At 71.1% G+C, this 12991-nt stretch carries 12 protein-coding genes; 10 read left to right on the top strand and 2 right to left on the bottom strand.

From position 1 onward, the window contains the following. Positions 1–4: 4 nt before the first annotated feature. The 7 genes from BL253_RS19375 (at position 5) to BL253_RS19345 (ending at position 8413) form a co-directional block, all read left to right on the top strand. On the top strand, positions 5–682 hold the full coding sequence (locus BL253_RS19375) for a hypothetical protein (RefSeq protein ID WP_131831528.1): 678 nt from the start codon (positions 5–7) through the stop codon (positions 680–682). A 123-nt stretch (positions 683–805) separates the two neighbouring features. Continuing rightward, the gene (locus BL253_RS19370) at positions 806–1642 is read left to right on the top strand and encodes a GNAT family N-acetyltransferase (protein WP_081438469.1); all 837 of its coding nucleotides are present in this window, start codon (positions 806–808) and stop codon (positions 1640–1642) included. A 277-nt stretch (positions 1643–1919) separates the two neighbouring features. Further along, positions 1920–2489: a SigE family RNA polymerase sigma factor gene (locus BL253_RS19365; protein ID WP_076818520.1), complete on the top strand. Its 570-nt coding sequence runs from the start codon at positions 1920–1922 to the stop codon at positions 2487–2489. Then, positions 2486–3424, top strand: coding sequence for a hypothetical protein (locus BL253_RS19360; RefSeq protein WP_076818519.1), 939 nt, complete (start codon positions 2486–2488; stop codon positions 3422–3424). The genes BL253_RS19365 and BL253_RS19360 overlap by 4 nt, the downstream gene beginning before the upstream one ends. Positions 3425–3978: 554 nt before the next feature. Further along, positions 3979–4725: a hypothetical protein gene (locus BL253_RS19355; protein WP_131831527.1), complete on the top strand. Its 747-nt coding sequence runs from the start codon at positions 3979–3981 to the stop codon at positions 4723–4725. A gap of 120 nt (positions 4726–4845) precedes the next feature. Continuing rightward, a complete protein-coding gene (ppc, locus tag BL253_RS19350; RefSeq protein ID WP_076818517.1) occupies positions 4846–7845 on the top strand; it encodes a phosphoenolpyruvate carboxylase in 3000 nt (999 codons plus the stop codon). A 139-nt stretch (positions 7846–7984) separates the two neighbouring features. Continuing rightward, on the top strand, positions 7985–8413 hold the full coding sequence (locus BL253_RS19345) for a response regulator (protein ID WP_076818516.1): 429 nt from the start codon (positions 7985–7987) through the stop codon (positions 8411–8413). Between the two features lie 131 nt (positions 8414–8544). Here the strand turns inward: BL253_RS19345 and BL253_RS19340 are convergent, their stop codons facing one another. Continuing rightward, entirely contained in the window at positions 8545–8922 is a 378-nt protein-coding gene (locus BL253_RS19340; protein WP_241834942.1) for an ATP-binding protein, read from the bottom strand. Between the two features lie 309 nt (positions 8923–9231). Between BL253_RS19340 and mscL the strand changes: the two genes are divergently transcribed. Next, positions 9232–9774 (top strand): large conductance mechanosensitive channel protein MscL, encoded by a 543-nt coding sequence (gene mscL / locus BL253_RS19335; RefSeq protein WP_081438468.1) that lies wholly within the window; start codon positions 9232–9234, stop codon positions 9772–9774. 63 nt (positions 9775–9837) lie between these two features. Here mscL and BL253_RS19330 read toward each other — a convergent pair whose 3' ends face one another. Further along, entirely contained in the window at positions 9838–10533 is a 696-nt protein-coding gene (locus BL253_RS19330; protein WP_076818514.1) for a hypothetical protein, read from the bottom strand. Positions 10534–10946: 413 nt separating this feature from the next. On the opposite strand from BL253_RS19330, the gene BL253_RS19325 reads away from it, so the two are divergent. Further along, positions 10947–11831, top strand: a complete 885-nt coding sequence (locus BL253_RS19325) for an oxidoreductase (RefSeq protein ID WP_076818513.1) — start codon at positions 10947–10949, stop codon at positions 11829–11831. A gap of 85 nt (positions 11832–11916) precedes the next feature. Continuing rightward, positions 11917–12972: a YihY/virulence factor BrkB family protein gene (locus BL253_RS19320; protein WP_076818512.1), complete on the top strand. Its 1056-nt coding sequence runs from the start codon at positions 11917–11919 to the stop codon at positions 12970–12972. Positions 12973–12991 lie beyond the last annotated feature (19 nt).

The following is a 12991-nucleotide window of genomic DNA, read 5'->3' as shown; positions in this document are numbered from 1 at the left end:
GATCGTGACCGCCTCCGCCGCGCTGATGGCGGGCGGCATCATAGCGATTGCGCTCAACATGCCCTCGTCATCTCATTCCAACCTGGCGGCTTCGGAGAGACCCGTCCAAGGACCCTCCACTGAAGGAGTGACCGACCCAGCGAAGCTGGCGGCCATCGCCCGTGCGGCGCCGGTCACCGCATTCCCGACTCAGAGCAGCTACAAGCTCGACTGTCCGTCGACGCAAGACGCCAAGGCACTGYCCTCCATAGCTTCAACGGCTATCCTGGACTACGAATCTTTCATCAAGCTGACGGCCGTTCCCGCCGAGAGCCTGTCAACGTCAAAGCTTGCCGGGGCGATCGACAGTGGGAAGGCGGCACGCAGCGCGGCGATGCGGCCACTGTTCGCGCCCAGGGTGCTGGCCGCTCAGACGTCCGTCCTTGAGCAGGCGCTGGAAGCGGCCAAGGGTGAGGATCCCAGCCTGCTATACAGCGATTATCGGCTCGTCGTAGACAAGGGCGAAGTGAGCGGCACGGCGGCAGCCCTGTCGGCGTGCGTCTCAGTACCAGTGCATGAGGAGTTCCTCTATCTCAAGGGCTGGCAGGCGGCGCCGGGTAACAGACTGAAGATCCAGGTCGAACGATCCAGCGCGACCTCACCGTGGCAACTGGTCTGGGGCGTCTGGGAGGAAGGCCGCTAGTCTCACCTCGCTGAACGGCCCGGACTCGCCGCACTCTGGCACCCGGTTATCTGGCGTCTGACTGCGGGTGCGCGCCACCCGCAGTCAGACGCGTTCTTCACACCTTTTCAGTGGAGTGTTGACTTGGATCTGGCCAACGAGACGGTCAGCGCGAGGTTGTCTTCCTTCATACGTGGTCTCCTCCGTGACGCCTYCCTTGACCTGCGCCCGTCGCTCTCGGTCGACTCGGACCTGTCGCTGGACTCCATCCAACGGCTGGAAATGCTGGTCTGGCTCTCGGCGAACGGCTTGGAAACAGACTCCCTCGAACTGTCCGACCTGGAGACTCTCGGTTCCATCGACCGGGTCCTGGCCGCCGGAGCGCGGGCACCGGCCGCCAGGCCTCGCCCGCCGGCCGGTCTCGACGGCCTCTCCCCAAGACTTCAGAACTCAAGATTTTCACTTGTGCCGGTCACGCCACAGTCGGTGCCGTTTCTCTACGATCTCGCCACAATGCCCGAGGTCGGTTTCCGCTGGCGCTTCCACGGGGTCATCCCGACCATGGAGGCCTTCCAGGCGAGCCTCTGGCAGACGGTGCTCGCCCAGTTCGTCGTCATCGACGTCGTCAGTCGCGAGCCGGCAGGTCACGTGGTCGCCTATAACGCCGACATGGCTCGCGGATACCTTTACCTCGGCGCGGCCTTCACGCCTGCCTACATCCGGACGGGCCTTCCGGTGGACGCGGTCGACCTGTTCGTCCGATATATCTTCCATGTCTGGAACATCCGGAAAATATACATGGAAGTGCCGGAGTACAACTACCAGCTGATCGCGAGCGGCGCAGGGCACCGCTTTGACGTGGAAGGATGCTTCCGGGGCCACAGCTTTCTCGGAGGACGGTTCTGGGACGAGTATGTCGTCGCGATCCACCGGTCCCACCTGGACAAGTCAAAGTCACGGGACCCGTTCGAGCAGGTCTGATGTCGCGCGACATCCAGCCCGGCCTGCGGCGACCGGAAGCTGGTCGCTCGCGAGCATGGCTCCCCGCGGCCGCAGGCGCCGCCAGGGCGCCCGTAGATCTCCCGTTCTGTGAAGCGGCGCGCCCGAGTGGCCGGCCGTCGTCGAGGCCGACGCGCTGTCCCGAGCGGCGGAYGGAGCACCTCGCCCGGGGAGCGCGGCGGAGCGCGTCCGATGGTGGGATCCGGTTGCCAGGCAACCTTTCCGGGCCTGTCGGCCTCTGTAGAGGTAGGAGGTCGCGGTGCACAGTGATGACAGTGGCGATGGCGGATTCGCGGCGTATTTCGGACCGCGGGTGGCCGAGCTGCTGCGGTTCGCCTACCTGCTGACAGGGGATCCCGGCGAGGCCGAGGACCTGACCCAGACGACGCTGGCCCACACGTTCGTCGTCTGGCGCCGGGTCCGCGGCCACGACCGGCCGGACGCGTATGCCCGGCGCGTCATGGTGAACGCCAACGCCGGAAGGTTCCGCCGCCGCCGAGTCGGCCAGGTCCTCGTCGACGTCCCGCCAGAACGAGCCGAGGTGTCGGCGCAGCTGGCCGCCGTCGAGGACCGCGCCGGGCTCGCGCCGGCGCTCGCGACCCTGCCGCCGCGGCAACGCGCCGTCGTCATCCTGCGGTACTGCGAGGATCTCTCCGAAGCCGACGTCGCCGCGCTGCTGCGCTGCTCCACCGGCACCGTGAAGAGCCAGGCCGCCAAGGGGCTCGCGAAGCTACGAACTCACCCGGCCCTGGCCATCACGGAGATCACGACAGCGCCGCGCCGTCCCGCCCGCCCGGGTGCCGCGTCGAGTCGGGAGGAGACATCGTGAGCGACACCCACCTCCGCGTCGACGGCGCGGATCCGGCGAACGAGGCAGTCACGACGTGGCTGTCCACGGCCACGTCTCGGCTACGTGTCGACCCACCACCCGAGCTCCTGCCGGCCGCACTCGCCACGGTGCCCGCCGTGCGGCGCCGCAGGCGGCTCACCTTCGCCGTACCAGCCGGCGTGGCGACGATCACCTGCGTTGTCATCGCCCTCGCCGTCGTACTCACCAACGGGCCTAACGGAGGCACGGCGTCTCTTCCGCTCAGCCGGCTGGGCCCGGCCGGAATCCCTCTCGATGTTCCCACTGGCGACGGGCAGCCCAAGGTTCCTGTTCGGATCGTCAACACCAGCCGGATTCTCACGCTGTCCGCCGCGGACCAGGCAGCGGTCACCCGGGGCTGCGGTCCGGAGCCGCGGATGACCGACGTGCCCGGCATAGGTGACGTGCCGTCCGGCCCGAGCAGGATTCTCACCGCGGTCCAGGATCGGTATGGCACCTCCGTGCTGGTCGCCGCCGGGGACCACTGGACCGAGGAATGCCCGGTCCCAACGGCCAAGGACGGCTCCCTGGACTTCAACCGCATGCCGACCAAACAGTATGCATGGGCAGTTAACCAGCCGCACGACCTCGCACGCGCGCCGGACGCTCCGATCGAGCTGTTTCATGCAGCTACTTCTTTCGGCGGYGACACCGGCGGCCTGGTGACCTGGCTGGCGGGAGGACGCATCTCCTCCCGGGTGGCGGTGCTGTTCGCGGCGCTGCCCACCGGCGAGGCGACCGTCGTCCCTGTCGACCCGAACACCGGCGCGTTCATCACCCGGATCGAACTCGCTCTTCCCGTTCCACTCGACGAGAAGACCATCGCTGGCTCACCACTCGGGCTCTACGCCTACGACGCCACCGGAACTCTGATCTTCCAGGTCCACGAATCCTGACCCGGAAAGAGCGACCGGGAAGACCGATGAAGACTGACCGATGAAAACCGACCGACCGGTGACTCGACTCGTCGGCGGCACGGTCAGTCCCGCTCCCCAACAGTCCGTCTATCTCGGCTGGATTAGACCAACGCTCTGACTCGTCGGCGAAACCCAGCAGCGCGCTTGCCTGTTACCCGGACATGCTAGTCATGGACCCTTGTCCTGATGTGACGGCGGGAAGCGGGACCGGGATGGCGCGTTGGCGCGAACGGCGGGGGCCGCGTGAGCACACCGCGGGCTCGCCATCCTCGGGGACACCCGCGTCCGGAACGGCGACGCCACGGGAGTCGGGCTCGAACACGCGGGCGGACCCGCGCGCCTCCGGCCGGCCGGCCGCCAGCCGCGCCGGAAGGCATGCCACCGCGCGCAGGCAAACGACAGGTCGGCGGGCTGTTCGGCAGGCGGGGGACGACGCGGCGCCGGCCAAGCGGGCCGCCGCCCCGCCGCCCGGCCAGACGCCCGGCCGGTCGCGGCGCCGAGCGCGGATCCTCATCGGCGCCGGGGTGGCCGTCGTGCTGGTGGCCGCGGGGACGGTCACCCTCACCGTCACGCCCGCCGGTGACCGGGCGCGCGGCTGGGTCTGCCGCGACTTCGACTGGGGTTGCGCGACTCCATACACCCTCACCGTCCAGACCGACCCGGACCGGATGACGCTGGGCGCGGCGAGCACCCCGCGCGTCGCCAGCTATGTGACCGGCGAGAACGCGGGCGTGCCACCGGCGCCTCCGGGGGGCCGCGACGACTGCTACGGCCGTGCCGGCTGGGCCGCGTCGCTCGGCGCGGTGCCCGCGGACACCACCCCGGTCCAGCTCGACCTCACCGCCGGCCCGGACGAGACGGTCGAGGTCGTCGGGTTCACCCCGCGCCTCGACGGCCTGGCAAAGGAACCGAGGCGCGGGCTCCTGCTCACGTGCGCCGCGCCGCCCGGCCTCGCGGGCGAGGTGACGAGCGTCAATCTCGACATGGTGCTGTCGGCGGCCGGCGCTCGCGTCGTCGTTCCCGCGCCGGCCGGGCCCGAGAGCATGCTGCGCCCGGGCACGAGCGGCTCGTTCCTGCTCGCCGTGACGGCCACGACCTGCGACTGCCGCTGGCGGGTCGAGGTCGAGCTCGAGGTCGGCGGCGAGCGGCGGGTGCTCACCGTCGGTCCGGACGGCGCCCGCGACGGCACCATCACGGACAACCCGGGCCAGCCCTCCTTCGAGACCTCCGGCTCGTCACAGGCACGCCCTGCCCGCTACCTCCGGGGAACATGGCAGTGAGCGGAACCAGGGGAACATGGCAGTGAGCGGGCGGCGAGCTCGGCCAGGGCCGACCGCGCCGACATCGTTCGCATATCGCTGAGCGCGTCCCGCGCGAAGCCTGAGACCACCGGAGGCGGCGTGACGTCCAGGGACCACCGCGGCGAGGCACGGACGACCGGCGACGGGACCGGTCCCACGCCGGGCACCGCGCGGGGACTGCCCGGCGTCACCGCCGGGAGCGGCCCCGAAGGTACCGGGAGCCGCGACGCCGGGACGTTCGCCGGCGGGGTGGCCTCGGACGTGCGGCACGCCGGGGTACGCGCCGGGGTGCGCCGGCTCGGCCAGCTGCTCGGCGAGGCACTGACCCGGCACGAGGGCGCCGAGCTGCTGGAGCTCGTCGAGCGGGTGCGCGCGCTCGCCCGCGGCGACGGTCATGGTGACGGTGACGGCGACGACCTGCAGCGGGTGCTCGCCGCGGTCGACCACCCGACGGCGATCGTGCTGGCGCGGGCGTTCACCGCGTACTTCCAGCTCGCCAACATCACCGAGCAGCTGCACCGGGCGCGCGAGCTGGCCGACCGACCGCGCGGCGCGCTCGAGGAGACGGGCGCCCGGATCGCCGCCGCCGTGGCCGCGGGACAGCTCGACCCGGAGCTGCCCGCCCAGCTGGTGGACCGCCTCGAACTGCGCCCGGTGTTCACCGCGCACCCGACCGAGGCGAGCCGCAGGTCGGTCCTCGACGTGCTGCGCACGGTCGCCGAGCTGCTCGACGCCGCCGACGACCCTCGCGCGCACCCCTCGCGCCGGGCGGTCGTCGACCGCCGGCTCGCCGAGGCGGTCGACGTGCTCTGGCAGACCGACGAGATCCGGGTGGAGCGCCCGAAGCCGACCGACGAGGCCCGCTCCGCCGCCTACTACCTGACGTCGATCGCCACCGACGTGCTGCCAGGCCTGCTCGAGGAGCTCGACGGGGCGCTCTCCCAGGTCGGGGCCGGGCTGCCGGTCACCGCGCGACCGCTGCGGTTCGGCTCATGGGCCGGCGGCGACCGGGACGGCAACCCGAACGTCACCCCGGCCGTCACGCTCGACGTGCTCACGCTGCAGCACGAGTTCGGCATCCGGGTGCTGCTCGGCGCCGTCGACAGCCTGATCAAGGACCTGACGGCCTCGACGCTGGTCGTCGAGGTCAGCGACGAGCTGCTGGCCGGCCTCGACGCCGACCGGGCCGCCCATCCGGAGGTGTACGACCGGTTCATCCGGCTCAACGCCGCGGAGCCGTACCGGCTGAAGTGCAGCTACATCCTCGCCCGGCTGGCGGCGACCCGCGACCGGCTGGCCGCCGGCACCGCGCACGTCCCCGGCCGCGACTACCTGAGCGCCCGCGAGCTGCTCGCCGACCTGACCGTGATGCACCGGTCGCTGTCGGAGAACCGGGGCGAGCTGGTGGCCGACGGGCCGCTGCGGCGCGCGATCCGGGTGGCGGCGGCGGTCGGGATGTCGCTCGCGACGCTCGACATCCGCGAGCACGCCGAACGCCACCACGCCGCGCTGGGCGTGCTCTACGACCGGCTCGGCGAGCTGCCCCGCCCGTACGCCGACCTCGGCCGCGCCGAGCGGATCGCGCTGCTCTCGAGGGAGCTCGCGGGACGCCGGCCGCTGTCCGGCGCGGCGGCGCCCGTCCCGGCCGACCCGACCGCGGCGGCCGTGCTGGAGCTGTTCACCACCATCCGGGTCGCGCTCGACCGGTTCGGCGAGGACGTCATCGAGAGCTACATCGTCTCCATGACCCGCGACGTCGACGACATCCTCGCCGTCGTGGTGCTCGCCCGCGAGGCCGGCCTCGTCGACATCAATCCTGACCCGGTCCCCGACGCCGGCGCGGCGGGCGGCGCTGACGCGAGCGGCGGCGCCGACGCGAGCGCTCGCCGCGACGTGAGCGCGCGGGCGCGGATCGGGTTCGTGCCGCTGTTCGAGACGGTCGCCGAGCTGCGCGCCGCCGGGCGGCTGCTCGACGGGATGCTCGCCGACCCGTCCTACCGGGCGGTGGTCGCCGCGCGCGGCGACCTCCAGGAGATCATGCTCGGCTACTCCGACTCGTCCAAGGACGCCGGCATCACCGCGTCCCAGTGGGAGATCCACCGGGCGCAGCGGGAGCTGCGGGACGTCGCCCGCCACCACGGCGTGGTGCTGCGGCTGTTCCACGGCCGCGGCGGCTCGGTCGGCCGGGGCGGCGGGCCGACCGGTGAGGCGATCCTGGCCCAGCCGTTCGGCACCCTCGACGGCCCGATCAAGGTGACCGAGCAGGGCGAGGTGATCTCGGACAAGTACACGCTGCCGCAGCTGGCCCGCCACAACCTGGAGATCGCGCTCGCCGCCGTGCTGGAGGCGTCGATCCTGCACCGCGCGTCCCGGCTGCCGTCGGACGTGCTGGCCCAGTGGGACCAGACGATGGACGCGGTGGCCGAGTCCGCGCGCTCGGCCTACCGGGCGCTGACCGCCGACCCCGCGCTGGTGCCGTTCTTCCTGGCGGCGACGCCCGTCGACGAGCTCGGCCACCTCAACATCGGTTCCCGCCCGTCGCGCCGGCCGGGCGGCGTGGGCGGGCTGGCCGACCTGCGCGCGATCCCGTGGGTGTTCGGCTGGACCCAGTCCAGGATCATCCTGCCCGGCTGGTTCGGCGTCGGCACGGGGCTCGCCGCCGCGCGGGCGGCCGGCGCGGGCGACACGCTCGCCGAGATGTACCGGTCGTGGCACTTCTTCCGCACGTTCCTCTCCAACGTGTCGATGACGCTGGCGAAGACCGACCTGCGCATCGCCGCCGACTACGTCACCACGCTGGTACCCGCCGAGCACGCCGGCCTGTTCGACGTGATCCGCGCCGAGCACGAGCGCACGGTCGCCGAGGTACTGACCGTCACCGGGACGTCGACGCTGCTGGAGCACRCGCCGGTGCTCCGCCAGACGCTGGAGGTGCGCGACCTGTACCTAGCCCCGCTGCACGCGCTGCAGGTCTCCCTGCTCGCCCGCTCTCGCGCCGACGCCCAGGCCGACCCGGCCGGGGAGATCGACCCGCGCCTGCGCCGGGCACTGCTGCTGACCATCAACGGCATCGCCGCGGGCCTGCGCAACACGGGCTGATCTGGGCTCACGCCCGGGCAGGGCCTATGGCGCGGGACACAGGGTGCGGGTCGCTAGGGTGTGGGTACTTCCGGGGCGGGTACGGGGTCCTCCCCGGGAGATTCCCGACGGTGCTTGTTCTCGTAGCTTCGGAGCCAGCGTGATCGCGTCACGGCCGTACCGGGTGCTGCTCGTCGAGGATGACGAGGCAGACGCGCTTCTGATCGAGGAGGCGCTGGAGGATCGAGGGATTGTGCGGGAGGTCCGTCGAGCCTGCGACGGGGTGGACGCCCTCGACCAGCTGCACCAGTCCAACATCGGCGATCATCCCGATCTGATCGTGCTCGACCTGAACATGCCGCGGATGAACGGGCGGGAGTTCCTCGCGCAGGTCAAGGCGGATCCTCAGCTGCAGGCGATCCCTGTCGTGGTGCTCACGACCTCAGGCGCGCCCGGCGACGTCACCACCGCCTATCAGAACCACGCGAACGCCTATGTGAAGAAGCCGGTGGACCTCGACGAGTTCAGCGCCGCGGTGCAGCGGATCGACACGTTCTTCCTCGACACCGCGCAGCCGTACCGGCCCTGAGCCGGATCGCCGCCAAGGCCGTCGTGTCAGGCCGGCCTCGCCGTCCGGCCGGTCGCGTCGTCCGGCCGGTCGCGTCGTCCGGCCGGCCGCACTGTCCGACTGGCCGCACTGTCCGGCTGGCCGGACCCACGTCAGGACGACTGTCGCGGCAGCGTGAACCAGACGGTCTTGCCGTCGCCGGCTATCGGCGCCGCGTCCCAGGCGTGCGCGAGGGTGTCGACCAGGTGCAGGCCTCGCCCGCCGAGTGCGCCGGCGTCGGCGTGCTGCGTGCGCGGGATGCGGCTGTCGGGGTCCTTGACGCCGACCCAGACCTGAAGGTCCGAGGCCCGGATCTCGACGGTCGGATCGCCTCGGCCGTGTAGGACGGCGTTGGTGACGAGTTCGCTGGTCAGCAGCAGGGCGACATCGACGAGCTCTCCCTCGATGCCCAGGCGGTGCAGGAGCGGGGTGAGCCGGTGTCGCGCCTGCCGAGGTGAGTGCGGCGCCGCCGGCAGAGTGAAGCGTCCCACCAGGCGCCCTCGCGCGCCTTCCGGCCGTGTCGTCATGCATGCGACCTGCGCACGGCCGGCGCGATTCAAACCGGGCCGGGCCGGGTGAGAAACATGCCGGACCCATCGCGAGGTCGGCCGCCCATTCCAGGGTGTCGGCGCCGTCGCGGCGCRCACCCGCCGCGAGCCGCCGTGCCACCGGGCGGCGACCGCCACGACTCGTCCGCTCCGCGGGGCCGGATCGGAGCCGCCCGCGTCGAGGGCGAATGAAACGCGTTCGGGTGGATATGAGTCGACCAGTGACGGAACGCATCAGAGGGGTGGAAGGCCATGCGTCGGTTGAGGTTGCCGGGTCGGCGGGAGGTACTCGGCGACGCGGTCGTGGCCGCGAAGGCCGTCCGGTCCCCACTCGTGGGGTTCCGGCAGTTCATCACGCGGGGAAACATCGTCGACCTGGCCGTCGCCGTCGTGGTCGGAACCGCCTTCACAGCGTTGGTCAGTTCGCTGGTCAAGAACATCTTCACGCCGTTGATCGCGGCGATCTTCGGGAAACCCGACTTCTCCAACCTCACCTTCCGGATACATCGAAGCGTTTTTCACTACGGCACGTTCATCAACGACATGATCACCTTCCTGAGTGTGGCCGCGGTGATCTATTTCGTCGTCGTCTTCCCGCTGGCGAAGCTCAACGACATGCGCCGGCGGGGAGAGATCGACGAGGAAGAGGCACCCTCGATCAGCGACGAGGCGCGCCTGCTGACCGAGATCCGCGACCTGCTCACCGCCGGGGCCGGCGAGGACCAGCTGGCGGCCGCCCGGCCGGACACCGGCGAAGGAACCGTCAAGACCATCACGCCGTCGCCGACCCGCTGAACGTCGCTGGGTGGCCGCCCGCGGCGGAGCAACGCGGCCGGCCACCACGGCGGGATAGCGGAGTTATTGCAGGATGCTGACGCCGCGGGCGATGACGAGGATGGAGGTCAGCAGCGCGGCGATGGATTCGACGGCCATCAGGAGCTTGGCGCGGCTCGAGAGCGGCATCGTGTCGGTGGGGCTGAACGCGGTCGAGTTCGTGGTCGAGACGTACAGGTAGTCGATGAGGGTCGGCACCCATCCGGTGGCACGGCTGGAGCCGCGCGCCACCTCGTCGACGGTGTCATGATCCTCGTCCTGGGAGAAGCGGAAGTCCGCGGGCGGCAGCGCTGACCGGTCGGTCTGAGTCCGCGCCACCGGGCCGCCGCGATCAAGCTCCCAGAAGGCCAGCCCGAAAACGATGATGTTGGTCAGCCAGATCTGCAGGGCGCCGAGCAGCAGCGGACGGCCGTCGTGGACGTTCTCGTCCACCAGGTCGCGGATGAGCATGCCGAGGGCCGTGAGGTTGGCGAGCGCTATGAGGGCGACCAGGCTCAGGGAGACCGCCCGCGACCAGCGGGTCTGCTTCGTCATCCGGCGCGGGTTGATGGCGACGAGGCTGGCGAGCAGGGCGGTTTCCAGCGCCGGGATGATCAGTCGGGGCCCGAGGACGAGCCGGCCCGGGAGAAGCCCGTAGATGGCGATCGCGGCGGCGGTCGCGAGCGCCGCCGGCAGGCGTGCCTCGCCGCGGCGGAGTGGTTCTTTCCGCGTGGCTGCCATCGGTTCCCTCTCCCGTTCCCGCCCCGTTCCCGCCACCGGCGACGCTGGCCGCGGGACGTCCCGGGACGGCTGGCCGGCCCAGGGCCGTAGGTCTACCCGGGTTCGGGTTCTGACCAGCCCGGACTTCTTCGGCCCACGATGCCATCCGACGCGGACCCGCCGTCACCTGGCCCCGGCCAGCGGGTGGTCCCAACAGTTCGACGCACCACTCCGGTCGGCCCAGCGCCGTCCGGCCGGAGCCAACGTCACGGCCGCCAGCGGGGCGCCGTTGCCCTCCACCGAGCCCAGACGGTCGCTCGCCCGGACACGCTCCGTCACATGGCAGCATGAAGGAAGCCTCCACGATCAGAGATCGCAAGCCAGCCTGACTCTCGCAAGCCCAGCCTGACTATCCAGAGAAGACGGCAACGTCCATGAATCCAACCGTCGCGGTTGTGGGCCCAGGGGCGATCGGCACCACCGTCGCGGCGGCGCTGCACAAGGCCGGCCGCACCCCGGTGCTGTGTGGCCGCACGGCCCGCGAGCGCCTGGAGCTGCGGAATGCCGAAGGCCTCGTCKTCGTGCCGGGTCCTGTACGGATCGATCCGGCGCGGACCAAGGAGCCGGTCGACCTCGTCTTCCTCGCCGTCAAATCGACGCAGGTCGACGCGGCGGCGCCGTGGTTGGCGGCGCTGTGCCATGCGGGCACCGTCGTCTGTGTTCTGCAGAACGGCGTCGAGCAGGAATCGACCGTCGCGCCCCACGTCCCCGGCTGCCCGGTACTGCCCTCTGTCGTGTGGTTCCCGGCCCAGGCCCAGCCGGGCGGTTCGGTGTGGCTGCGCGGCGAAGCCCGCCTGACCGTGCCGGACGTACCGGCAGCCCGCGTGGTGCTTGAGGCACTGCGCGGAACGTGGTGCTCGGTCGACCTGGCCGTGGACTTCACGTCCGTGGCGTGGCGCAAGCTGCTTCAGAACGCGGTCGCCGGGTTGATGGCTCTCAGTGGCCGCCGGTCCGGCATGTTTGGCCGCGCCGACATCGCCCAGTTGTCCCTGCACTACCTACGGGAATGTCTCGAGGTCGCCCGGGCCGAAGGCGCGGTCCTGGGTGACGAGGTGCCGCAGGAGATCGTCGACGGTTTCCGGGCTAACCCGGCCGACATGGGAACCTCCATCCTCGCCGACCGTGAAGCCAACCGGCCGCTCRAATGGGACATCCGCAACGGTGTCGTACTGCGGCGTGGTCGGGCTCACGGCATCCCGATGCCTGTCAGCAATGTGGTGGTGCCGTTGTTGGCGGCCGTGAGCGACGGGCCCGGCTGACACTCCTCGAGCGGGACCACCGGGTGACGCGGCAGTGGTTGAGTCCGCCCGCGTTATCGCGGCGACACCGGGGTAGAGCGCCGGCATGGTGTCGATCAGGCGGAGGCGCGGCCAGCCCACGGAGCTCGCGGTGGGCACCGGGCCGGACGAGGCCGTCCAGGAGGCCGAGCCGGACCGGCTGCGCGACCTGCGGCCGGCGTCGTGGTGGGCGGTGCTGCGCAGGACGATCGCGGAGTTCAACGACGACGCGTTGTCCGACCGGGCGGCGGCTCTGACGTACTACTCCATTCAGGCGATCTTCCCCGCCCTGCTGGTGCTGGTGTCGCTGCTGGGCGTGGTCGGAAAGTCCGCGACCGCGACGATCCTCGAGAACCTGCAGGACCTGACGCCGGGTTCCGCGCGGGACGTGGTGAGCAACGCGGTGAACGGCATCCGCGACAGCTCCGGCACGGGCAGCGTGCTCGCGATCGTCGGCCTGGCCGGGGCGCTGTGGTCCGCGTCCGGGTATGTGGCCGCGTTCATCCGGGCCGCCAACGCCGTGTACGACATCCCCGAGGGCCGTCCGGTCTGGAAGATCGCTCCGCTGCGGATCGGGGTGACCGTCGCGCTGATGGTGCTGCTCGCGCTCAGCGCCGTGATCGTGGTGTTCAGCGGCGCCGTGGCCCGTCAGACCGGGGCGGCGCTCGGGATCGGCCGAACCGCGGTCGACGTCTGGTCGTACGCCAAGTGGCCCGTGCTCGTCGTCCTCGTCATCCTGATGATCGCGATCCTGTACTGGGCTGCGCCGAACGTCCGGCACCAGGGCTTCTGCTGGCTGACGCCCGGCAGCGTGCTCGCCATGGTGATCTGGATGATCGCCTCGGGCGCCTTCGCGTTCTACGTGGCCAACTTCGGCTCGTACAACAAGACCTACGGCACCCTCGCCGGGATCATCATCTTCCTGGTCTGGCTGTGGCTGACCAACCTCGCGATCCTGCTGGGACTGGAGTTCGACGCCGAGCTGGCCCGCCAGCGGGCGATCGCCGGCGGCCATCCGGCCGGCGCCGAGCCGTACACCCCGCCGCGCGACACCCGTGGCTTCCCCCGCCGCCCCCGCAGGACGAAGCGGCAGGATCCAGCGACGCCTGACGCGGCCGGCTGAGGTCGCCGGCCGAAGGTTC

The sequence above is a fragment of the Pseudofrankia asymbiotica genome (genome assembly GCF_001983105.1).
GTDB classification, from domain to species: domain Bacteria; phylum Actinomycetota; class Actinomycetes; order Frankiales; family Frankiaceae; genus Pseudofrankia; species Pseudofrankia asymbiotica.
This window is presented reverse-complemented; position numbering and strand designations above follow the sequence as displayed.

Bases quoted from the DNA above. Each gene is read 5' to 3' on its own strand.
- mscL (WP_081438468.1), top strand. From the start codon at position 9,232: ATGCGTCGGTTGAGGTTGCCGGGTCGGCGGGAGGTACTCGGCGACGCG.
- BL253_RS19330 (WP_076818514.1), bottom strand. From the start codon at position 10,533: ATGGCAGCCACGCGGAAAGAACCACTCCGCCGCGGCGAGGCACGCCTG.
- BL253_RS19320 (WP_076818512.1), top strand. From the start codon at position 11,917: ATGGTGTCGATCAGGCGGAGGCGCGGCCAGCCCACGGAGCTCGCGGTG.